This is a genomic window from Betaproteobacteria bacterium (genome assembly GCA_016713305.1).
GTDB lineage: Bacteria > Pseudomonadota > Gammaproteobacteria > Burkholderiales.
In genome coordinates this window covers 101,090-126,115 of sequence record JADJPK010000031.1, presented here as the reverse complement: position 1 = coordinate 126,115, position 25,026 = coordinate 101,090, and the positions used below count along the sequence as shown (strand labels likewise).

Annotated in this window: 6 protein-coding genes and 1 pseudogene; 2 read left to right on the top strand and 5 right to left on the bottom strand. The window is 67.6% G+C overall.

The genetic code is table 11. From position 1 onward, the window contains the following. Positions 1–60: 60 nt before the first annotated feature. On the top strand, positions 61–16,155 hold the full coding sequence (locus IPK20_22530) for a tandem-95 repeat protein (GenBank protein MBK8019180.1): 16,095 nt from the start codon (positions 61–63) through the stop codon (positions 16,153–16,155). Positions 16,156–17,002: 847 nt separating this feature from the next. Here the strand turns inward: IPK20_22530 and IPK20_22525 are convergent. From IPK20_22525 to IPK20_22505, 5 genes and pseudogenes are all read right to left on the bottom strand, one after another. Continuing rightward, positions 17,003–17,470 carry a hypothetical protein gene (locus IPK20_22525; GenBank protein ID MBK8019179.1) on the bottom strand — a complete coding sequence of 156 codons (468 nt, stop codon included), beginning with the start codon at positions 17,468–17,470 and terminating at the stop codon, positions 17,003–17,005. 336 nt (positions 17,471–17,806) lie between these two features. Then, positions 17,807–18,683 (bottom strand): annotated as a pseudogene (locus IPK20_22520) (nucleotidyl transferase AbiEii/AbiGii toxin family protein). Next, positions 18,680–19,297 carry a type IV toxin-antitoxin system AbiEi family antitoxin domain-containing protein gene (locus tag IPK20_22515; protein MBK8019178.1) on the bottom strand — a complete coding sequence of 206 codons (618 nt, stop codon included), beginning with the start codon at positions 19,295–19,297 and terminating at the stop codon, positions 18,680–18,682. Before IPK20_22515 ends, IPK20_22520 begins: the two are co-directional and overlap by 4 nt. 73 nt (positions 19,298–19,370) lie before the next feature. Continuing rightward, the gene (locus tag IPK20_22510; protein MBK8019177.1) at positions 19,371–22,022 is read right to left on the bottom strand and encodes an AAA family ATPase; all 2,652 of its coding nucleotides are present in this window, start codon (positions 22,020–22,022) and stop codon (positions 19,371–19,373) included. Continuing rightward, entirely contained in the window at positions 22,019–23,155 is a 1,137-nt protein-coding gene (locus IPK20_22505; protein MBK8019176.1) for a DNA repair exonuclease, read from the bottom strand. Before IPK20_22505 ends, IPK20_22510 begins: the two co-directional genes overlap by 4 nt. 506 nt (positions 23,156–23,661) lie before the next feature. Between IPK20_22505 and IPK20_22500 the strand changes: the two genes are divergently transcribed. Beyond that, positions 23,662–24,537, top strand: coding sequence for a hypothetical protein (locus tag IPK20_22500; GenBank protein ID MBK8019175.1), 876 nt, complete (start codon positions 23,662–23,664; stop codon positions 24,535–24,537). Positions 24,538–25,026: the final 489 nt, after the last annotated feature.

The following is a 25,026-nucleotide window of genomic DNA, read 5'->3' as shown; positions in this document are numbered from 1 at the left end:
GCGACCGCAACCTGCGCGTCGGCAGCCTCGCGTTCGACGACTCCGGGCGAACTTTGGGCCGTGACCTGGCCCGATCGCCGCCAGGTCGTGCGCTTCACCGAGCAGCGCCGCGCCGAGATCATGCTGGAGTTCGATTCCGACATCGACTCGCTGGCCTTCGGCGAGAAGGGCACGGCGCTGGAAGGGCTGCTGTTCGTCTCGCACAACGCCGGGCCGGTCTCGAGCACGGGCGCCGCCGCCGCGGGTTCCGAGCTGACCATGGTGGACGTCGCCACGCTGCGGCGCGTGGCGGTGGCCCAGGACGGGTCCCGCGGAGACGTGGTGTTCGCGACTTCCGACGGCCGGCTGCTGGTCAGCCAGTCGCACCAGGTGGATGTGGTGAACCCGGTGTTCGCGCCCAGTGTCGTCGCGACCTATCCGTCGGCCGGTGCGGTGATGCCGCTGCCGCTGCCTTTCATGTCCATCCAGTTCAACCAGGACATGTTCGCCGGCGACGCCACGCTGTCCGGCAGCGTGCTGAATCCGGCCAACTACACGCTCACGGGCGCCGGCACCGGCACCTACACCGTGCAGTCGGTTCAGTACGACGCGGCGAACCGGACGGTGCTGCTCGCGTTCGGCAACCTGCTCCCCGATGCCTACACCCTCACGGTGCGCGACGACGTCGCGAGCGTGTACGGCCAGACGCTCCCCGGCGACTACGTCACGCACTTCCAGGGCGTGAGCGATCTGTCGGCCTATCTCGACATCGAGTTCGGCCTCACCCGCTACGACCGGTCGCTCGGCACGGTGTCTTACGACGTCACCATCACCAACCGCGGCGACACCGACATCCTGCTGCCCGCGCTGCTCACGCTGGATCCGAACGACGGTTACGCCGGGGTGCCCGCGGACGCCGCGGGCCGCACGGACGACGGCCGCTGGATGATCGATCTCGCCGCGAACCTGCCCGCAGGCGGCCGGCTCGCGCCGCTCGCCTCCACCACGGGCCACACCGTGTCGGTGGCAACGCCGGACCGCCGCCGGGTGGAGTTCTCCACCGGCGTCGTCGCGGCGACCCAGCTCAACCGCGCGCCCGAGTTCACTTCCCAGCCGCCGCTCGATGCGGTCCTGGGCAGTGCCTACACGTACCAGGCGATCGCCACCGATCCGGATGGTCAGCCGGTCGTGTACTACCTGCTGTCCGGACCCGACGGCATGAGCTTCGACTCGGTCACGGGTCTGCTCACGTGGCAGGTGGAAGGGCCGGTGCGCGCCACCGAAGCTGTCACGCTCCAGGTCTTCGACAGCCGCGGCGCGACGGCCCTGCAACGTTTCGTGATCGATGTGGACGGCGGCAACTCCGCGCCGGAATTCCTCTCCGTGCCGACCCAGGTCGAGGGCCGCGAAGGCGTGGCCGTGGAATTCAACGTGGTGGTGAGCGATTCCGACCAGGACGCCCTTACCGTGTGGGCGGACCATCTGCCGGCCGGCGCAACGTTCGACGCGGCCACGCGTACCTTCAGCTGGATGCCAGGCTACGAATCCGCCGGCACGTTCGAGGACGTGCGCTTCTTCGCCTCCGACGGCGTGTCGGTCACCAACGTGGCCGTGGACATTCTCATCGCCGAGGGCTATCGCACGCCCGAACTGATCAAGCCTGCCGACCGCACCGTGCGCGAAGGCGACACCGTGCGCTTCTTCCTGCAAGGCTCGGGCGACGAGACGCGCGAGCTGGTCTACTCCAGCCCCGTGCTGCCCTGGGGTGCCAAGCTGAACGCCGCCAGCGGGCTGTTCGAGTGGACTCCGCTGTTCACGCAGGAAGGCACCTACGACATTCCGTTCAGCGTGAGCGACGGCACCTACCGCTACACCGTCAGCACCCGGATCACGGTCACCAACGCCAACGGCGCGCCGGTGTTCGACCCGCAGGAAGGGTGGGAGGTCTTCGAGGGTCAGCCGCTCACCATCAAGATGTTCGCCTTCGATCCGGACAATCCGTTCTACGAGCCGGCGTTCCGCGGCGCGGACGGCGTGCTGGTCGACACGGCGCAGACACCGCGTACCGTCACGGTGACGGCGGGAGCGCTGCCCGCAGGCGCGAGCTTCGATCCCGACACGCTCGACTTCACCTGGCGCCCCGGTGCGGCCCAGGCCGGCAACTACGAAGTCACGTTCACCGCGGTGGACACCGGCGACCGCACGGGTGTGCCGCTCTCCGACACGATCGTCGTGCCGATCCGCGTGCTGAACCTGAACCGCACGCCAGTTCTGGAACCGATCGAGAACGTGCAGCTCGACCGCGGCACGGTGCGCGAGATCACGGTGCGCGCCACCGATCCGGAAGGCGGCCATATCACCCTGTCGGCCACCAGCGAGCAGCCGGGCTTCCCGCTGCCGTCGTTCATGCAGCTCACCGACCACGGCGATGGCACGGCCACGCTGCGCATCGCGCCGCAGGTCGGTGACCGCGGAGAGCACGCGGTGCGGATCATCGCCACCGACGACGGCGAGGGCGGTGCCCCGCAGTCGGCGTCCTACGTCTTCATCGTGGACGTGGAGAGCGCCAACGAGCCGCCGCAGATCGACTTCATCGGCGACGCCGTCGCCGTGACCGGCCAGACGATCCAGATCCCGGTGCGCGTGAGCGACATGGATCAGGACGCGCTGTCCTATGCCCTCGCAGGCCTTCCGGCCGGGGCGACCATCGCGGCCGCGCCGCAATACGGCCACGCGGTGATCACCTGGACGCCGCAGACGGGCGACATCGGCGCCCGCGACGTCACGGTGACGGTCACCGATTCCGGCAACGCCGGTGCGGCGGCCACGGCTTCGGACACGGCCACGTTCCGGCTCACGGTCCGTGCGGCGAACAGCGCCCCCGTGCTGATTCCCGTGGGCGACAAGCAAACCACCGAAGGCCAGGCGCTCGCCTTCCAGCTGAAGTCCGTCGACAGCGACGGCGACACTGTCACGTACTACGCGGACGAACTGCCGCCCGGCGCGAAGCTCGACCCGCTGACCGGCCAGTTCACGTGGACGCCGGCGCTCAACCGCGCGGGCACCTACCAGGTGACGTTCACAGCTTCCGACGGCAGCGGCAGCAGCAGCGAGACGGTGGAGATCCGCGTGGCGAACGCGAACCAGCTGCCCGTGTTCGTGCCCATGATCCCGCAGCTCGCCCGCGAAGGGGCCGAGATCATCTTCACGGTCGTGGCGGGCGATGCCGACGCCGATCCGATCGTGCTGGCGGCCTCGCAGGGATTGCCCGAGGGGGCGCTGTTCGTCGCCGACCGCGGCGAATTCCAGTGGACGCCTGGCTTCGAGCAGGCGGGCGAGCACGTCATCCGGTTCACGGCGGCGGACCCCAGCGGCACGCCGGTGAACTACGACGTGGTCGTGCGTGTGGCCAACGTCAACCGCGCACCGGTGCTGGACGATTCCGACCACAGCTTCCTCATCGGCGAGAAGCGCGAATTCCTCATCCGCGCCACGGACCCCGATCTGGGCACCGACCTCACCTATCGCGCCCTCGGTCTGCCCGAAGGCGTGAGCCTCGATGTCGACACGGGCCTGCTGTCGTGGACGCCCGGCCCGGGCCAGTCCGGCGACTACGTCGTCACGCTGATCGCCGACGACGGCCAAGCCATCGACCGCCAGACCATCGTGCTGCGCGCGTCGCTGGAACCCGTCCCGCCCGTGCTGCTCGTGGAGCTCACGCCCAGCTTCCCGGCGCTGCCGGGACAGAGCGTGCTGCTCCACGCCATCGCGGACGGCTTCTCGGACATCGAGTCCCTGCGTGTGTTCGTGGCCGGTCAGGAGATTGCCGTGGACGCCAACGGCCGCGCGTTCATCAGCTCCGCCACGCCCGGCAAGGTCGAGGTCCGCGCCGTGGCCACGGACGTGGACGGCGGTGTGGCCGAACGCACCTTCTTCTTCAAGGTCCGGGATCCGTCCGACAAGAGCGCACCGGTCGTGACGTTCTCCTCCACCGTGTCGCGCGCCCGTCTCACGGACGCGCCGCTCGCCCTGGACGCCTCGGTGGCCGACGTGAACCTCGACTTCTGGACGCTGGAGCTTTCCGGCGACGGCGAGCACTGGGCCACGCTGGCCGAAGGTGACGGGCCGGTCGACGGCACGCTCGCGAGCCTCGACGGCCGCCGCTACGCAAACGGCTTCTATCAGTTGAGACTCACCGCGAAGGATATCGGCGGCCGGACCACCGTGGCGCTGGCCGACGTCGAGATCGACACGGCCGTCAAGCTGGGCCGGTACCGGCGCGGCGACGTGGATCTGACCGTCGATCTGGGCGGCACCGGGTATGCGCTGACACGCTTCTACGATTCGCTGGGCGATCCGGGCGCGTTCGGTCCGGGCTGGACGCTGTCCGGCCGCGACCTGCAGTTCGAATCCAACGTGGCACTCACCGGGCGCGAAGACCTCGGTGTCTTCAATGCCTACGCCGATGGCACCCGCGTGTACTTCACGCTGCCCGACGGCCAGCGCGCCGGTTTCTCGTTCACGGCGGTCGAGACCGTCGTGGGCGGCGTCACCTTCTACCGGGCCGCGTGGGCGGCCGAGGCCGGCAGCGGCTACGAGCTGCAGTCGGCCGGCACCCTGCTCACCAAGGCAGGCGGCAAGTACTACCTGTCCTCCACGGGCCAGCCGTACAACCCGCTGGCGCCATCGGCGGACGGCACCGACTTCACGCTGGTGGCCACCGACGGCACCAAGTACCTCATCGACGCCGAGCGGGGTGTGCAGGAGATCGTGACGGCGGCGGGCAAGCGCCTGTTCCTGAGCGACAACGGCGTCACGGCCGAGAACGGCGAGACGCTGGCGTTCCTGCGCGATCTGCAAGTCCGCATCGTGCGCGCCGTCGCGCCGGACGGCACGACGGTCACTTATCTCTACAACGAGGCCGGTCAGCTGACGGCGTCGCGCAACCTCGCCACCGGGACGGGCATGCGCTACGCGTACGAGAACGGCGCCCTGGTGAGCGTGATCGCCGTCGGCCAGCCCGGGCTGTCCATCGACTACGCGGCCGACGGTTCCGTCACGGCACGCCCGGTGGCCGCCGATCTGGGCGGTGCGGCGGAATTCACCGGCGAGACGGTGGCGGGCTCCCTCGCTGCCGGCGAGACGGACCGCTACTCGTTCAGCGTGCGCGCGAGCGAGATCCATGGCACCAACGGCGGACAACTCATCCTGCGGGCCGCGATCGAAGGCGTGGCAGGGTTCCAGGCGGCGGCTCCAGCCATCGCCGGACTCACGGCGCTGTCGGTGCAGCGCTCCGGCAATTCCGTCGTGGCGCTCTATGGGGTGACGGAGGAAGGTCTCTACACGCTGTCCGCCACCGGTCTGTCCGGCGCCGCCGGCGACTACCGCCTCACGTTGTCCATCGGCGGTGACGTGAATCTCGACGGTCTCGTGAACGGCACGGACAGCGGCCTGATGGATGCGGCCGGTGCCGGCACGGACGTCGATGGCGACGGCGTGTCCGACCGTACCGACCGCCAGGTGATGTACGCGAACTTCGGCTTCGCCCAGAACGTGGGGCCGCAGATCGCGGCGACCATGCCGGTCGTGTTCACGCACGAAGCGTTGCAGGTCTTCGTGGACCTGAGCCAGGTCGCGGCCGACCCCGACGGCGACACCGTGTACTACCGCGTGCTGGACGCCGAGCATGGCACGGCGGCGCTGTCTGCGGACGGTCGCTTCGTGGTCTTCACCCCCGACGCGGGTTACGCGGGCCAGGCAAGCTTCCGCATCACGGCCGACGACGGCTTCAACAGTTCGCCCGAGGTGGACGTCCCGGTCACGGTGAGCAGCGCACCGCTCGTCAACATCGATTTCTCGCTGCGGCGGATGCTGGTGGGCGTGGGCGACGTGCGAGTCCTGCGTGTGATCGGCGATTTCGCCGACCAGCAGGACGTGGTCCTGCCGTTCGAGTACGTGAACGCACGGGTGCTGGACCCGTCCATCGCATCGCTCACGCCGCAAGGACTGCTCACGGCGCTGAAGGATGGCTACACCGTCCTCACGGCCTCCCGCGGCACCGCGTCGGCCGCCACCGCCATTGGCGTGGGCATGCCGTCCAACGGCGAACTGATGATCTCCCGCGTGCTGGGCATCGATGCCTATCCGGACACGGTCACGGTGGTCCCCACGGGCGGCACGCGCCAGATCGTCACGAGCCTCGGGCCGGGGCAGCAGGCGTTCATCACCGAAGGCAGCCACGGCACCCGCTACATCGTCGGCAACAGCGCCGTGGCGACGGTCACCGAAGACGGCCTCATCCGTGCCGTGGGCGAGGGCGAGACGACCGTGACGGTGATCTACGGTCACGGTGAGGAAGTGATCCGCGTCAAGGTCGAACCGCCGCTGTCCACCAACGGCACCGCGACCATCGGCGAGGAAGGCGGCGTGGTGGCCAACGCCGAAGGCATCATGGCGGCGTTCGGGCCGGGGCAGTTCACCGGCAATGCGGTCGTGACCATCCAGACGGTGGCCGAGGACGATCTGTCCCTGGCCCTGCCATCGAGCCCCACGGGCGAGACGACCTTCGGTTACCTGGGTGCCTTCGATATCGACATCCAGGGCGGCGAAGTCAACGGACCGTTCCAGGTGGCGCTGCCCGTGCCCCCGGGGAGCGCGCAGGCGGGCGACACGGTGTTCTTCTTCGAGAAGCGCAACCTGCCGGTGGGCGAGAACGGCGAATTCATCGACGTGTGGACGGTCGTGGATTCCGGCACCGTGGGCGAGGATGGCATGGCGCGCACGGCGTCGCCGCCCTTCCCGGGGCTGTCCGGACGCGCCAACGTGCTGGTCGCCAAGGCCGCGCAGCCGATGAACATCCTGCGCATCGACATGGGTTACGTGCTCGGGCTGAGCATGGCGTTCTCGCTGGCCATAGGCGTTGCCGCCACCGGCGGTCTTGCCGGTGCCGTCGTGGCCGGCGGCCTCATCGCCGGCTATGCGGGCATGCTGGTGCTGCCGATGGCCTACCAGGCGCAGCAGCTCAGGATCTGGCGCGACTGGGCCGCCAACAAGGACGGCTACGACCTCACGGTGAACGTGCCGCCGGACGCGCCCATCACGCAGATCATCCCGGACATTCCTTCCCCGCCCGCCACGGGCGTGGATCCGGAGCTGCCGCGCATCGACGACATTTCCGCGACCGTCTCCGGCACCGGTACGGTGGAGGTGACGATCGAGGGCTACCAGTTCTTCGATCTCGACAGCCCCATGTTCGCCGGGGACGTGATCGGCGAGGACATCCGCGATGCGCGGGTCGTCTTCCAGATGCGCGACCGCGAAGTGATCGTGGAGGGCGACGACTTCGTCAACGCGTTCAGCGTGCTGGACGGCTCCGTGTTCCGGAGCACCATCGTGGTCAATGTGCCGCAGGACGTGCTGCTGGGCATGGCGGACATCCGCGTCGACCGGCCGCACTACGCCGTGGCCGGGAGTTCGGGAGGCGTCGACGTGGACGTCGTCTGGACCGAGAGCATGGCCGTGCGTATCGACAACAAGGGCGGCTACGGCTTCACCGGCCGCTGGGGTGATGCGGGCAACGCGGTGGTGCAGATCATCGACACTGCGCGCATCGACGAGACCGCGACCGAGAGCGTCATCAAGGAGATCGAGATCCTCGGCGCCGGAACGGTGTGGGACACGCTCGCCACGAGCGACCTGTCGCGCGTGTACGTCGCCACGAACAACGGCATCGCCGTCATCGACGCCTTCACGCTGCAGGAGTTCGATATCAACCCGGCCACCGATGCCATCGACCGCATCGACATCCCGTTCGGGGGCAAGGTGAACGACCTCGCCATCGATCCGAACGGCCGTTACCTGTACGCCGCCGGGACCGGGCTCGTCTACATCATCGACATCGATCCGGGCTCGGACTCGTTCAACCAGGTCACGACGGTGCTGGGCGTGGACGCGCCCTCCAACGGCAAGATCAACGACATCCAGGTCAACGCCGACGGCACGCGCCTGTTCATCGCCGTTCCCCACACCGAACTGTTCGGCCCGATGAGCTGGAACGGCGGCACGCGGCAGAAGGGCAAGATCATCGTCCTCAACGTCGACGAGAAGGACCGCACCGAGAACGGCAGCATCGGCGGCGCGCGCAAGTGGCGCGAAGTGATCGGCACGTTCGACGCGGGGCTGGAGCCGTTCGAGATCGAAGCCACGACCGACCGCGACCTGATGATCTTCACGTCGCGCCTGGATCTCAGGCGCGGCCTGCACCCGCTGCGCATCACCAACGACAACCCGACCGGTTTCAACGTCAGCATCTCCACCATCGATCTCAAGCTCAACAACGAGATGGTGGGCATCCGGACGTTCGGCGGCAGCGCCGACCCCTACGGCTATTACCCGGGATTCACCACGCGCCTGACCGGTCAGGTGTTCGACCTGGACATCCGCAACGCCACGGGCGTGGCGGTGACGCCTGACCGCAAGTGGGCGTTCGTGGGCGACTGGTACATCCCGCGCTACTTCTACATGGATTCGATGAGCGCCTATGAGATCGAGGACCTGCACCACGTGGGTTCGAAGGTCGCGATCGTCAAGGACCCGTTCGGGCCGAATCCGCAGATCCTGGGTGCGACTTCGCCGATCCCGCTCACGTTCGTGGAAGAGGTGCAGGTCGACGCTTCCGGCAAGAAGCTCTACGTGAACTTCCGCAACGCCGGCAACATCGCCGTCTACGACATCGAGAACATGAAGGCCCGCGCGCAATCCGGCGCCGAGGACTTCGGCGATCTGCCGCTCGATCACGCCTGGGCGGATGATTCCGACCCGGACAACATCATCAACATGCCGGCCATCGACGTGCAGTCGCTGAGCCGGGGTCTGTCGCTCCAGGACAACCAGGTGCTGCGGCTCATCTCGCCCACCGGCGTGGTGGATCTCGACGGCACCAACGACGACCCGCTGGTGTTCGAGTGGGAGATCGACACCGGCCTGCTGGGCGTGGACGACTACAAGTCGCTGCTGTACTTCAGCGCGCTCGCGCCGGGCGAAGGCCTGTGGCCCGAGGATCCCTTCCGCGCGAGAAAGGAAGACGCGGTGTCCCAGTTCGCGCTGGGCCAGGCGACCTTCCTCGATCTGGTCGAGCATCTCTTCTCGAGCGACCCGAGCGATCCCGATGCGGAGGACTACAACCCCGGCAGGATCCTGACCGTCAGCGACGGCCTGGAGATCGGCAAGCGCTACAGCATCGACGTGAACGGCAACGTGACCGAGATGGGTGCCGCGCCGGACGCCAAGCGCACGATCGTGGAGCTGGACGCGGCCTTCCGCAAGGTTCTGACGGCGGGCCAGTTCTACTACTGGGGCGTGGAGATCGAGGACCGCGGCATCAACCGCGCCGAGGCCTTCACCGCCAAGTACGTGGAGAACACGTCCACGTTCAGCAACGTGACGATCCTCACGCACGGCTTCCAGCTCGATCCGCAGACCGACCTGGCGAACTCCTCGTTCCAGCAGCCCGGCGCCTTCATCGATCTGGCCCGCCTGATTTCCACGGCGGGGGGCGGTGGGGTCGTGATGCTCTACGACAAGAACACCGGCCAGTGGCGGCAGATGAAGGACAACGGCACGTGGGGCCCGGCGGGCGCCTCGGCGCTCATCGGCGGCAAGCCGGTGGTCCTGGTGTCCGACTGGAAGCGGGAATCCGACATCAGCGATTCGGGCTTCTCGGAAGCTGCGGCCGACGCGCTGTTCGCGGCCCTGCTGGACCTCGACCTGCAGACCGGCGGCAGCCTGCTCGAGTCTCCGCTGCACTTCATCGGCCACAGCCGTGGCACGTCCGTGAACAGCGAGATCATCCAGCGCCTGGGTGCGTACGACATCGTGACGGACGGCATCCAGATGACGACGCTGGACCCGCACGACTTCGAGCAGAAGAGCCTCGACATTCCGCTCACGCAACTGGTCGAGTACTCGCAGATTGCCCTGACGGCCGTCTCGGCGGTCGCGTCGGTGGCCTCGGCCGCCGGCGGGAACGTGCCGCTTGGCATCCAGATCGCGATCTGGGCGTGGAAGCTCTCGCAGTGGCTTGCCAACGCGACCACCGGCGCGGCAAAGAATCTCGGCGTGCAGCTGAAGCCGGTGGCCTATGCGGACTTCAAGGACCCCAACGTCCAGTTGTGGGCCAACGTCGCGTTCGCCGACAACTACTACCAGACGGCGGCGAATCCTGACGCCACGCCGGGCACGTTCGTGAACCACTTCACGGCGACGCCCAACGGCCGGTCGATCCCCGGCGCCGACATCGATCTCAACCTGAACGGCCTGGCCGGCTTCGGTCAGGAGGACTTCCTCGGCTTCGGCCTGAACATGGGGGCGGGCGGCCCGCACAGCCGCGTGTGGCAGTGGTACGCGGGAACGGTCAACACCGGCATCCTGGAATTCGAAGGCAACCCGATCTGGCGCTCCATCGGCGACGAAGGGCTCGCCACTGAAGCGCTGGGCCTGCCGATGAAGGACTACAAGTTCACCGACATCCCGTGGTACGAGGTGGACCCGGACTCCATCGTGAGCGGTGTGTGGGACGGCGGCGACCTCACGGAAGGCATCGGCACGGGCTGGTACTTCAGCCCCACCGGCGGCGGCATCGCCTACCGTCCGGGCAGTGGCGGCAGCGTGCCGTTCAACACGGACAACACCGAGGTCACCGACGCGCCGTTGGGATTCCCCGACGTGAATACCGTGTTCAACGGCAGCTTCGAGTACGGCACCCGGCAGTCCCTGCTCAACTACCTCGCGTGGAAGATCAGCGGGGCCGACGATCTTCCGGCCGAGTACGGGCGCTTCCCGATCTCCTACGAGCTGCCCGGCTGGTCCATGCACGGCGGCAAGGGCTTCACCATCAACGTGCCCGTGTTCGGCGAGATCGACATCGGCGGCCTGTTCGTGGTCGAGACATCGCCCACCGAACTGTTCAAGACCTTCGCCAAGCGGGCCATCGAGGGCTATATCGATCAGCTCTTCGCCACCGCGCGGCAGAAGCTGCTGCACTTCCCCCAGCCGCCCAGCGTGGGATTCATCCAGAACACGCTCATCAGCAAGTTCGGCACTGCATCGGACGTGGCGATCGCCAAGTACTTCAAGGCGGCCAATGCGGTGTGGAAGGCCGGAGACGCCGCGATCCAGCTCCTCGACAAGATCGTCACGCAGATCTTCTCCGAGACCGGAGCGCCGGGCCCCAACATCAACGACGCGCTCACCGGCGCGCCGGGTCCCAACGGCCTGCCCATCGGCGTGGACAACATCAAGGCCTACCTCAATTTCGGCATCGACCAGGCGGTGAGCTTCCTGCCCAACATGCCCAGCGACTACGCGCTGGTGATGGGGGCCGGGGACGCGCTCGAGAAGATCATCGAGAACGTGATTCCGGACGGCCTGTCCACGATGCGTGACGCGCTGCTGGGATACCTCAACAACAACACGAGCCTGGACACGATCACGCACAACCGCATGTACATCCCGCAGGGCAAGCAGTTCCTGCGCTTCAACGTGTACACGCCGCTCGCCTTCCTGCCGGATTCCAAGCTGGAGATCACCTTCACCAACTCGACCGGTTCGGTCACGGTGGAGAAGGCGATCGACGCCGGACTCTTCTCGGGCAAGGACTACTCGGTGGAGATCCCGGTGGGCTTCGCCGGCACCGTGTCGACGATCAAGATCCAGCACAAGGGAATGGGGGTGACGGAGGAATTCCGCCAGTCCCTGCAGGACCTGCTGGACATCGATCTCATCGAGAACTGGGCGCCCGAATTCGTGGGCGGCGCGATCCAGTACGCCGGCGGCGCCTTCGCCGGCGTGGTGGGTGGCGTGAGCCAGATCATGCTGCTGGACGACCTCCAGTTCACCGACACGGCAGCCGGCACCCCGTTGCTGGGCGAGGCAGCCGCAACCGCCGAGACCGTGGAGGGTGTGACGCTGGCGCAGGTCGAGTCGCTGATGGACGAGGCTCGCACCCTGTGGCTGCAGGCCGCAGGCACGGCCGATGCGCTGGCGACGCTGCCGTCCGTGACGGTGGAAGTGACCGATCTCACCGGCAGCGCCCTGGCCGTGTTCGACGGCGGCGTGATCCGCGTGGATCGCGACGCCGCCGGCAACGGCTGGTTCGTGGACGCGACGCCTCTCGATTCGGCCGAGTTCACGGCCGTGACCACGGCGGGTCAGTACCGCGCCTCGACGTCTTCGGTGGCGTTCGGCCGCTATGACCTGCTCACCGTGCTGACGCACGAGATGGGTCACGCGCTGGGTCTGGACGACATTCCGGTGAGCGTCACTCCCGTGTCGCTCATGACCGGAACGCTCGGGACCGGCGTGCGCCGGCTGCCGTCTTCGACGGATCTGCCCGCGAACGAGACCCCAACCCCGGTCGCGACACCTCAGGCACCGGTCGTCGTGCAGCCGAGCCAGCCGGTGCAGAACGTGGCCATCCCCACGGTGGGCCAGCTCCTTGTCGGATCCGGCCCGCTCTCGGTGGGCCTGACCAACGGGGCCTTCTCCGTGTCCGACCCGCTCACCTCGCAATTCGGCTGGACCCGTACCGGCGATGCCGCCGTGACCGGCGGACGCGGGGTGCTCACGGAGGACGACCGCTTCCTGTCCGGGCTCGCGCAGAGCTTCATCATTCCGGACCGCGCGACGGCCCTGCGCTTCACGCTGGTCGAGGTGGACCTGCAGGCCAACGGCAACGGACCGGTGGACGCCTTCGAAGTGGCGCTGCTGAATGCCGACGACGATCCCCTGGTCGGTACCGCGACGCTCGCCAACACCGATTCGCTCTTCAACCTGCAGAGCGACGGCCACGCCTTCGCCGCCGACCGCGTCACCGTGTCCGGTCTCACCGACCGCAACGGCGGTCTGCTGGATACGAGCGGCGCGGTCGACGTCGAGATCGATCTGACGGGCCTGGCCCCTGAATCGGTCGCGAGCCTTTTCTTCGACCTGATCGGCTTCGGCGACACCGCCAGCCGCATCGTGATCGACGACGTGCGCTTCGTGCTCGATGCCTCCGGCAACCGCCCGCCGGTGGCGGGGGACGACGAGGCCGACGTCGACGAGAACGGCGCCGTGGTGATCGATCTCCTGGTCAACGACAGCGATCCTGACGGAGACCCGCTGGAGGTGATCATCGTGACTCCGCCGGAGCACGGCGCCCTGGTGGACCGCGGCGACGGCTCGTTCGAGTACCGGCCGGCGGCGAACTTCTCGGGCGGCGACGCGTTCACCTACCGCGTGAGCGACGGTTCGCTCTCCTCCGAGGACGCCACGGTGTCCATCGCGGTGATCGGAGGCAACGCCTCACCAGTCGTGGCCCAGCCTGCCGAGCGCAATGCGCTGGAGGGCGAATCCATCACCGTGGCCGTGGAGGCGTCCGATCCGGACGGCGACGTGCTCGCGTTCTCGCTCGTCGGTGCCGCACACGGTGCCACCATCGATGCCGCGACGGGCGAATTCCACTGGACGGCGACGGACGGCGATGCGTCGTACCAGTTCACCGTGCGGGTGAGCGACGGCGCCGTGGAAGTCGACACGGTGTTTACCATCGATGTCGGCAACGTCGCCCCCGTGCTGACGGTCCAGGGTGCGGCGACGGCGCTGTCCGGCCAGCCCTACGCCCTTACGTTCGGTGCCACCGATCCGGGCCTCGACACGATCACGGAATGGACCATCGACTGGGGCGACGGCACACCGGCTCAGACGCTCGCGGGGTCTGCCACCGGTGCGAGCCACGTCTATGCGCGGCCCGACCTCACGCACACCATCCACGTGAGCGCCAAGGACGAGGACGGCCAGTGGAGCGCCGATCCGCTCACGGTGGACGTGGTCAACGATCACCTCTATGTGACGGATCTGTCGGGCAACGACAGCGGTTTCGAAGTCCGCTTCAGCCGCACGTTCGACACGGTGCCGATCAACGTCTTCGACACCGCGCTGAGTCCCAAGGGGGCGCCCGATGTGGTGCTGCGCGATTCCTCGGGCAACGCGATCCGCGGTTCGCTGGTGTTGCATGCGGATCGTCAGGGGCTGGACTTCGTCGCCACCGGTGGCGCACTTGCCGCCGGAAGCTACACCGTGCAGCTCGCGAGCCGCGACAACGCCTTCCGTGACGATCTGGGCCGCACGCTGGACGGCGACTGGAACAACGTGACCGGCGATGATTTCGCCGGCGAGTTCACGGTGATCGGACACGCCGCCACGGTGGCCATCGCCGATGTGACACGCGCCTCCGGCCAGTCGGCGGACGTTCCGGCCACCGGACGCGGCCTGCCGATCACGCTGTCGACCAGCGTGCCGGTGAATTCCGTCGCGTTCGATCTCGTCTACAACCCGGCCATGCTGGACGTGAGTGCGTTCGAACTCGGCAAGGGTGCGCCTGCAGGCAGCGGCGTGCGCGTCGACGGCGTGGCAGGCCAGTACCGCATCACCCTCACGGCCGCTTCGCCCATCGCGGTGGGCAGCGTGGAGCTTCTGCGGGTGCGCGCTTCCGTGCCGGCCGGCGTGCAGTACGGTGCCGCGCAGGTGCTGGACATTGCGAACGTGGTGGTCGATGGAGCGGCGGGTACGGGAGACGACGGTCTGCACGTGGCGGCGTACTTCGGCGACAGCACCGGCGACCAGCGCTACACCAGCCTCGACGGGCAGCGTGTCTCCCGCATCGTGGGCGGGCTCGACACCGGCTTCGGCTTCTACCCGAACGTCGATCCCATCGTGATCAGCGACGTCGACCGTTCAGGAGCGCTGGCCACGGGCGACGCCACCATCATCTCGCGCGAGAGCCAGTTCCTGCTGTCTGGCAACGCGCTGCTCAACCAGGCCGAGATCCCTGCCTTGCCGGGTGCAGCGGCCAGCACGGCCCCCGCGGCGACGCTGCGGGTGACGGAGATCGATGCCACGGAGAGCGGCGTGCACCTGCGCTTCGATCGCGCGCTCGATGCCTCGGCATTGAATCTGTACGACGCCACCGGCGCGGGTCTCGGCGCCGCGGACCTCACGCTGGCGGGCATGACCTCGGGTGCGGTGAAGGGATCGCTCGTGCTCGACGCCGACGGCAAGGGCCTGTCCTTCGTCCGGACCGGCGGTGCGCTGGCGGCGGACAGCTACACGCTGACCGTGCGAGCCGGCACGGGCGGTCTGCGCGATGCCTCGGGCAACGTGCTGGACGGCAACGCCGACGGCACGGTGGGCGATGACTACATCGCCGCGTTCCGCGTGCCGGCCGCACCGGCGGTCACCCTGTCCCTCCCGGACGTGCTGCGCGGCCCCGGACAGGACGTGGTGGTCCCCAACAACATCGCGGGCGGATTGCATTTGCCCGTGCGGGTGTCGGAGGGACAGGGCGTCGAGAGCATCGCCTTCACGCTGCTGTTCGACGCGGCGATGCTGGAAGTGCAGGACGTGCGCCTGGCCACGGGGTTCGCCGGTACCGTGAGCCGCACGGCCGTGGCGGGCGGCATCCGCGTTCAGGCGCAGTTCGATGCGCCGCTGCCGGCCGGTGCCGTCTCGCCGATCGACATCGTGTCCCGTGTGCCGGCCGGCGCCACGTACGGCGCCGCGCAGGTGCTCGATCTGCGCGATGTCGTCGTGGCAGGCGACGGCGGCGACCCGGTCGAGGCGATGGGCGAGGATGCCCTCCACGTGGCGGCGTACCTCATGGATGCCGATGCCAACCGGTCCTACGGCAATGCGGATCTCACGTTGCTGCAGAACGTCGCCCAGGGTGTCGACAGCGGTTTCGCCGCCTACCGCACGATCGACCCGTCGATCGTGGGGGACCTCAATGGCAACGGTCAGGTGACCACGCTGGACTCGAACCGGTTCATGCAGTTCCTGGCCGGACAGGCCAGGCCGGAGATCCCGGCGCTTCCCGCCGCAGCAGTCGCGCAGCCTGCCGTGGTGCCGCTGGTGACACCGCCCGCCGGTTCGAACGTGAACTGGAACGAGACCTGGAACCCGGGGACCAGCGGGACGGCACCGACCGTGCCGCCGACAACGCCGAGCACCACGCCCGCGTGGAAGGACACCGCGTGGGCGAAGGACCTCACGCAGCGGCTCGACCAGCTCGGCTCCGGTTCGACGGGGACGGGTGGAGGCAGTCTGCTGAAGAACCTGTCGAGGCTGCTGGCGAAGTTGTAAGGGCTGAAAGGACGACACCCCGGGGAACGAGGATCCCTTGGGGTGTCGGTGAGGGTCCCGAGGCATGAATGAAGGTCCGGGTGCGCTGTTGAGTGCGCGCTCGGAATCTCGAGGCCCGTATCGACAGTGACCGCTGGTGCTACGGGGTCGAGCCGTTCATCGGCCCCGTTGGGCGGCAGTGCAGAGACGGTGTCCAGCCGCCCGAGGGCAACCAGCGCTGCATCGAAGCGCTTTCGCAGCCCGGGGGGCGACACGACCGGTGGCTCCGGCGGGAGCGGCACCGGGGCGAACGCACGAAGCGACTCTCCGGCTCTCGCGACGGTGACATAGCGGCCGGGTGGGGGGCGGCGCATGAGAGACAACCTAAAACAAGAAACCTCTTTGTTTTAGGTTGAGTCGTTAAAGTAAATCAACGCAAACCGCTGTTTCGACTTGCTTTCGAAGGCGAGCGGTGGACCTTGAAACTGCGTGAGCCATGCAATAAGACGCCCCGTGGATCGCCATGGGTCCACGAGGCGCGGGTGAGCAGACCTGCCCCGGAACGTCGAGACTCGATTCCATACCACCGCTTGGTAACTCTCATTCGAGTCGTCTCACGGTGTTGGTACGTTCCGAGCCCTCCGCCGATGCCGCGAGCGTGACGCTCCTCAGGCTCCGCGGTGCCGCCCTTGCTATCGACAGAGAACCGCGCACCAACATTCTCGACGATGTTCCGATGTGTAACGGATTCAAGAGAAGTTCCTCTGCAAACTGGGACCAGTGCCAAGTCCGAAAGGGCGGAACCGCCATTCGAAACCATGGGCCATCCGGATCCTCCCGCCGGTCCGGTCGCAACTTGAGACGCACCCTACGCGTGACAGGACGCGCGCTTGTGGCCGACGGTCAGGTATGGCGCAATTCCGATGTTGCCCAAGGTGCTGTTGCGTAGTTCCAGCATGCCGGCGCCACCGCCGAGGTTCACCTCGATCACGCCGTGGTGCAGCCACGTCACATCGAGCATCTGCAACTTGAAGCAATTGGGTCGTGTGTCGTTCAGCTTGCTGCCTGGTGTGACTTCGAACCGGCCAGCCGAAACCAGGCCCATGTGCTGGAAGGTCCCCGTCATCGCCATCAGGTAGGAAGCCCGGTACGGATTCACATCGACGTATTGGGTGGTGAATGCCGTGCCGCCTGCGACAGGCGGGGCGATGGTGAGCGTGGCCCCGGGAGGATCGTTCGTGTAACCGCAGGTGAATCCCGCCATGCGGCCGCAGACCGTCACGGGTCCGTCGACCGCCATCTCGATCCCGCCCACTGTCCAGTCCACACCGTTCATGTCGGCGATGCTGTTGGGACTGCGGGTCAGGACCGCCGCGTCGAGGGCCGTTGCGGGAAGCGAAGTCGGCAGCCGTTTCCGGCGAACAGAATCCTTGCCATGACGTGCGATGGCTCGACGGGATCTTCGGTCAGCGGGACTACTCACGCGGTGTGGGGTTACCCGGGCCCGCCTGGAAGCCTCAGAGACGGGGCGTGCGTGTCGGACCACGCGACCGACCGCTCTCACACACAGGCGTGGAAGCATGCGTCACGAGATGGGGATGCACGTAACTCTCTGCGCTGCGGATCACGTCGCGCACGGCCTATTGCTCGCACTCGAGAATGAGGAACTGGCTCATGATCTGGGGCCTTGCTCGCCCTTGGCCTCGCGCAAGACTGGTCGCAACCATGCGGCGATGTTCCTGACCACATCCTCGAGCGGCGGAGACTCGAGACGGTTCTTGTTCACGAACGCCGCCCACTGGGCTTGCTTCTGACGGTCTCGCGCGAACTCCAACGTCAAACCTATGGGGATCTCGTCGGTGATCGGCGTTCCTCGTCGATGGAAAGTGGCCGCAATGGCGCGCACCAGATCGCGTTCGTCCGTGGCGCTCTCTCGATGGAGCGCATGCAGATCGAAGTAGTCTTTCATGCGGCTGTTGATCATTCCCAGCTTGACGATCGCCTCGAGCTTCTCCGCGACAACCGTTTCCCGCGGATAGACACGCAAACGGGGGGCAGGCTGGATCGGGCAGGAGCCCGGGCAGTTCCACCTCGAGCGCCTCCGGAATCACGGTGTCGCCGTAGCCGACGTCCAGTTGAACCGCGGAATCCGCCTTGCCAAGTTGACCCCGCAGCCTGACGCGAAGGCCACCGTAGTTCGCTTCCACGCGGATCTCGCTGGTCGTCACGCTTGCAGGGTCGTAGCTCATGCCGTCGTCGACCGGGATCCTGCAGACCTCGCGAATCGTCTCGGTCAATGCGTTGGCGTCCATGGCGCCGAACCCGAGGAAGTCTGCGTCGCGAGTCGGCCGGTGCGGCACATCGAACCACAAGCCGAAGAGCAACGCGCCCTTGAGAACGAATTGATCTCGCGCGGAAGAGATGGAGATCCGATACAGGAAGCGCTCGACGGCGTAGCGTCCCAGGATGAGATTGAAGTCCTCGTGACGTTCGCGCGCACCATCGAGCAGGCGCGAATGTACGGATGCGGCCCGTGCCGCGGCACTCACGCCAGCGCTTCCAGATACGGACGCATGACGTTGGCGACCCGGTTCAGTTTGGCATAGCTCCAGAGCGCATCAGCCCTCACCTTGCGTTCGTGCCATGCCTCGCGCAGTGCCTCCAGTGCGACATCCAGGCCGATCTTGTTCCGGAACTTGAAGCAATCAGCCACTGTCTTCGCCGGATCGAACACGGGCACTTCCACGCCATCGATCTCGACATGTTGAACGCCCTGCGTGAGTGAGGCCCCCGACATCCGCACAACCCGGATCGCGGGCGAGGCGAGCCGTGGCGCGGCGACACCCGCGGGGAGCGCGAGCCAGACTTCGAAAGGAGCCTGGGTACCGATCTCGTGATAACTCAGCGCGGACAGGAGGCAAACGACCCCGCGAGGCGCGCGCAAAGCGACTTCGGCAAGCGAGCGGTGGGCACTCCCCTGTTGCCCGGGGAGGACATAGACCCCTCGTCCCGCGCGTACTAGCTGACCGTTGCGGACGAGACGCGTCAGGGCGATAGTGGGTATCCCCGACGCCACGACGTCGCGCGTCTGAAGCAGTCCGCGCGTGCGCGCGAGCCGAAGGACAGACTGTTCCTGGGTGGGCGGTGGCTGATGGCGAGGCATGGCCGAGTATGTTGTCTATTTGCATCGATCGTCAACAAGTAATGCAAATAAGCAACATCGATGGGACTGCCCCTCACCCCGCCATGGCATCCCGCCCAATCCGCCTCGGCGCCACCCCCAGATCCCGCCACGCCTCCGGATGGCAGGTGAACAGCAGCACCTGATGGCGGTGCGCAGCGTCGAACAGCACGCGTTTCATCTGCGCCAGCCGTTGGTCGTCGCTGTGGACCAGTGCATCGTCCAGGATGATGAGCGTGGGGCGTCCGGCTTCCTTCAGCAGATCGGCGTAGGCGAGCCGCGTGATGACACCCATTTGCTCCCGCGCGCCGTAACTCAGCGATTCCACGTCGCCTGAGGTGTCGCCGCTGTCGTCCTTGCGCGTGATCCGCTGCGGCACGAGGTCCTCGCCCAGCTCCAGCGTTGCGCCGGGAAAGAGCAGTTGCAGGTAGCGGTCGAGGTGGCGGCGGAGGGGAGATTGCAGACGGCGCGTGAGTTCGGCGCGCTTCGCTTCCAGCAGTTTCAGCAGCAGATCCAGGGCCTGCGCCTGCAGTCGAAGCTCCGACAACCGGCGCGTGGCGGCTTCGACCAGCGCGGCCTGCCCCGCGCGCTCTTCTTCGATGCCTTCGGCGCCCGCGCTTTCGAGCTGGCCCTGCAGGAGCAGCATCCTCCCCTGGCGGTCGGAAAACGCCCGCTGCGCGAGTTCCGCGCTGCGCCGGAATCGTTCCACGTCCTGTTCGAGGATGTCCGGGTGGGCGCGGGCGAGTTCATCCTGCTGAGCGGACACCTCGCGGGTGAGCGTGGCGAGTTCGCTTCTCGCCGATTCGAGCGCGCGAAAATCCTGCTGTTCCTCTTCCGCCCTTTTCGGGTCTTCGATCCGGGCGCGGGCGAGCGCCAGCTCCCGTGCAGCCGCGTCCGCACGCGATGCCGCGGCAGTCCGCGCATGTTGCTCGCGCACCAACTGGTTCTCGACGTCGGCCAGGCGCTGGAGCGCAGCGTCGTGGCGCATCTTCGCGTCGGCCGGGGAGGGCGCGTCAGATCCTTCCGCAGGCGCGGACGGCAGGCTCGCCCACTGCGCTTCTGCGGTCTCACGCTGAACCCGCATCTCCTCGCATTCCGTCCGGAGTGCGTCGATTCCACGCGGCGCCTCGGTTTGAAGCAGCTTCTCCGTGTGGGTGGCGTCCCGGCGCGCATCCTCGTGCTTCGTACGGCGCTCTTCCACTTCCTCGAGCGAAGCCGCCCCGATGCTCCGCAGCGCGGCTGCGATGTCGTCCTCGCACCGGGCGAGGTCTCGGGCGAGCTCGGCCAGATCGGTGCCGCCGGGCTGGATGGCGATGCTGCCGACGTCCGCGATGTCGAGCCGGGCGGGTACGGTCAGGAGGCGTTCGCCTCGCTCCGCGAGGGTCTCGCCATCGAGCGTCAGGCGCGCGTCGGGCCGCAGATCGAACACGATCCGCGTGGCCATCGCTGCCTGCTTCATGCGCAGATCCCGCAATGCCTCATGGCGGTTGCGCAGTGTCGATACGAACTCGGGCTCGATGAAGGACGCCGCCGCGAGCCGGCGCAATTCGAGGACGCGTGCCTGGTGAGCTTGCGCACGCGACAGGCGGTCCTCAGTCTCGCCGATGCGCCGGGTGAGATCCTGCACTCGCCGTGCGAGTTCTCCACGCCTCTCGAGATCGCGCACCGCGGCGAGCACTGCCGCGGCGCGCTGTTCGTCGGCTCGCGCGATCGCCTGTTCGGCCGTCCAGCGCGCCACGGACGCCTCGGCGCGTTCGGCCTCGAGCTTCGCCCTGGCGAGAGCCTCCTCGCGGTCCCTCGAAGCCGCACGGGCTGCCTCGTGCGAATCAAGCTTCTGCTGCAAGAGCATCGCGTGCTTCTGCAGCGGGTCGATCCGGGCGGCGTTCGACGCCACGCGGTCGCGCAAGGTGTTCAGTTCGGCGAGTTTCGTCCGGGCCTCGTCCGCGGCACGCGCGTCGGCCTCCCATGGTTTCGCACGCGCCTGCGCCGCGTCTTCCAGACGCAGAGCCTCCAGCTCGTCCACCTGCCGGCGATATTGCGCGGTGCGGTCGTCCAGTGCCTGAAGGCGCTCGCGGGCCGCGTCGAACGCATCGATGGCCTTGCGGTAGTCGCCGGTCTGCTGCCCCGTGGCGGTCAGCAGCTTCGCCCGCTCGCGCCGCACACGCTCGATGACGTCGTCCCCCTGGCTCGACGCGATCTCGCTCACCGACTCGCCGAGCGCGTTGCGCAGATAGTCCGTCGCGTGCTTCACGGGATCGTGGATGCGATGGGTGGCGCCCTGCTCGATCCACAACAGGCCCGGGATGCCCCAGTGCTCCTCCTTGCTCGCGCCGCGCTGCGCGTAGTCGTAGCCGAGCAGCTGCGCCAGCTCGCGTTCGGCGTCCTCGCCTTCCAGACGGCGCGCACCGGCGAACAACTCGCAGCGGTGCCGCCGGAGGAACGTCTTGCGCAGCCGGTAGTCCGTCCCGCCCGCCGCGAAGTCGATCTCGACGGAGGGCGAGGCGGCGGCGTCCTCCCACGGCCGCAGATCGTCCACGCTGTTGGAACGGTACCGCTCGAAGAAGGCCGCGCGCAGGGCACGCACCAGGGTGCTCTTGCCCGCTTCGTTGGGACCGGCGAACACGTTGAGCCCCGGCTCCAGACCGGCGAGTTCGAAGGGTTCGCGGAACTGCCGCAGCTGTTCCACGCGGATGCGCGCGAGTCTCATGCGTCCGCCGCGCCGTCGTGACGTTCCAGCAGCATGCCGGCCAGCAGCATCAGTGCGCGGTCGGCCACGGCGGGGTCGACAGCCGCATCGCTTCCTTCCTGCAGCGAACGCAGCTCGGCCAGGGTGTCCCCGACGTAGCCGTCGGCGTTCAGGCGGGCGATGTCCTCCGGCGTGGGCTGCAGACGCAGCAGAGAGAGATCCGCGTTCAGCGCGCGGGCGACCGCCACGGCACGGTCGAGCGCTTCGCTGACACGGGCGAGCGCATCCAGATCCACGCGCCCCTCCACGCGGATGTCCAGCACGTCACGGGCGCTGACGCCGGAAAGGCGGGCGCAGAGCGCATCCACGTCGCTGGGGACGCCGATCGCGTGACTCCAGTTTCCCCACGCGTGCCGCGCCGTTTCCAGGCGGGTGATCCGCGGGATCGCGCCCGGACCGTCGACCTCCACCCGCAGGGCGAACCCGGGCTCGTTGTCCTTGAAGCGATCGGGCTCGGGCGTGCCGCTGTACCACGTGCGCTCGTCGATGCGCTTGCACCCGTGCCAGTCGCCCAGCGCGAGGTAATCCAGACGCGCGGAGACGGCGCGGCCGGCCGCGATGGGGTTGGGGGAGTCGATGTCCTCGGCCAGCACGCCCTCCACGCTGCCGTGGGCGAGGCCAACGCGAACCCTGCCCGAGGGTGTTTCGGCGGTATCGAACCACGCCGTGAGATCGTCGTGCGTGTGCCGTTGCGTGAGCGGGGCGGCGAGCACGGCGAAGCCTTGTGCCTCGAAGTCGACGATGCCCGGCTTGAGCGCCGCATGCACGTTCGGCGGTACGGCGCCCAGCCGATGGGCGCGCGACCACACGCTTTCCGTGAGTGCCGCATCGTGGTTGCCGGGGATCATCACCCAGGGTCCCGCGTACGCCGCCAGCGCGGCAAAGAGCCGGCGCACGGTGCGGTCCGAGACCGTCTGCGCGTCGAACACGTCGCCGGCCACGAGCACGGCATCCACGCCATGTTCCGCCGCGAGCTTCGCGATCGTCTCCACGGCCGCCAGGCGTGCCTCGGCCAGAGGCACGGCGTCCTCGTCGGGAAACTGGCTGTAGCGCCGGCCGATCTGCCAGTCGGCCGTGTGCAGGAAGCGGGGCAAGGGGGCTGTTCTCCGTGGCGTTTCCCGGCCCGGATGCGCTTCGGTTCGGGCTCGACGCGGCTTCTCGGGCGGGATGCGCGATGGTAGCTCAGCGGACCTGGCGGTCATGTATGCCGGGCAGCGAGGGCGGGCGCCGGAAGAATCGGGCGCGAACAACCAGCCCGGCCATTCGGTGACAGGTCCGGCGGATTCTGCTGCGAGTCGTGTGGAGGGCGCGTGGACAGCGTGCCGAACGTCGGACGAAATTGCTGACCGATCTCCCTCGGGCAGTTGTCTGTGGTCTGTCAGGCCATTCTCGCTGCCAAGACCCGAAGAATCACCGGCCGCGTATTGTCCGGAATGCGCGTGGTTCTACCGAATCAGGAGGGCTGGTTCGTCGAAAATGGTCAACGAACTTGTTGGTTGCGTACCGCCGAATCTTTCCCATCGGTAACCGATCGGTAAGAGGGGAGGGCTTACCTTTGCTATCACGAAAGCCGCTTGGAGCGGTTCAAAAGGAGACTGTCATGAATGCGTTCCTGTCACTGCAACCGGGAGGCGCCATCGCTGAACACGTACAGAAGTCGCGCAGCCGGACCCGCCGATTGAGCGGCACCTGCGCCGCCGTGTGTCTGCTGTGGGGGATCTCCACCGTGCAGGCGAGCGATGTGCGGATCTTCAGCGACGCCTGGTCCGGGAACGGGACCGACAAGGTGGAGGACAACGACCGCGGACCTGCCGCCGCGTCGACGTCGATCGACGCTCCGAACGCGGTCTCCGCCAGCTTCTCCTGGGCGACCGGTCTGGGACGGGCGCACGCGGTCACCACCAGCAACGGTTCACCCAGCGGCCTGGATGTCGCACGGGCCTCCATCTATGCGGACGATGTATTCACGGTGACCGGAGACATCGCAGGCTCCGTCACGGGCACGGTGCACTTCAAGGTCCATGGCAACGTGGACGTGTTCCCTCACGGCGGCCCCTTCAACGGACAGGCCTATGTGAGCGGCAGCCTGTTCGTGCACGACGTGGCGACAGGTCTGCTCGCATCGCGGGCAGACTTCAACACTGGCACCGTGCTCGTGCAGGCCGGGGACACCGCCAAGAGCGCTTCCCTCGACGAAACCTACGCGCTGCCGTTCGAGATCAGCGCATCTCACCGGTCCTTCAGCCTCTCGTACACGCTGCAACTGTATTCCCAGGGCCATGCCGAAGTGGACTTCAGCAACACGTCCGCCATTACCCTCGATCTGCCGTCAGGCCTTGCCTACACGTCCGACTCCGGCGTGCTGTTGACGGAAGTCCCCCCGCCAGTCCCCGAACCCCAGACCTGGGCATTGCTGATCGCCGGCGGCCTTCTTCTCCTGGGGAAGAGCGCCGCGCTCTCACGGCGGCAGACCTGAGAGGACCGATCCGGGGTTCGGTCCGGCGCGGCGGCAACGCCGCTACGCGCGCTGGCTTCAGGCGCGGTGTGCCGTCGTCCTCTGTCGGATTCGGAGGGCCGGGATAGGGTCCGGTATTCATGCGCACGGGGGTTCCTGTGCCGTAGGCGCGGTTGCAGTGCCGAGGTCTGCCGCGTCGCTCCCAGCCATCGATCGATGCGGGTTCGTGGCTTTCCACCCCTGCTGCCTCCGTCAACTCATTTTCCCGATGCGTCCGTCCGGAACGCTCGGCTACAATCGACCACACCTGCCCCTGGCCGGAGCGCGATGCGGAATGCATGAGCGGCCGGCGCGGCCCGTATCAACTCGCGACGCAACGAGCCGCTCCCATCCGAGGGCTCAAGACGTGGCGGCGCCTACGGGTGGATGAAGCGCAGTCTCCGATCCGCATCGCTCGGACCGGCCATATCGAAAACAACAATCACTTACTGTCACATCCGACAGGAGACC

What these genes read in the sequence shown, in the direction of transcription:
- IPK20_22525 (MBK8019179.1), bottom strand. Translation starts at nt 17,470, where the DNA reads ATGAACGGTGTGGACTGGACAGTGGGCGGGATCGAGATGGCGGTCGAC.
- IPK20_22515 (MBK8019178.1), bottom strand. Translation starts at nt 19,297, where the DNA reads ATGCCTCGCCATCAGCCACCGCCCACCCAGGAACAGTCTGTCCTTCGG.
- IPK20_22510 (MBK8019177.1), bottom strand. Translation starts at nt 22,022, where the DNA reads ATGAGACTCGCGCGCATCCGCGTGGAACAGCTGCGGCAGTTCCGCGAA.
- IPK20_22500 (MBK8019175.1), top strand. Translation starts at nt 23,662, where the DNA reads ATGAATGCGTTCCTGTCACTGCAACCGGGAGGCGCCATCGCTGAACAC.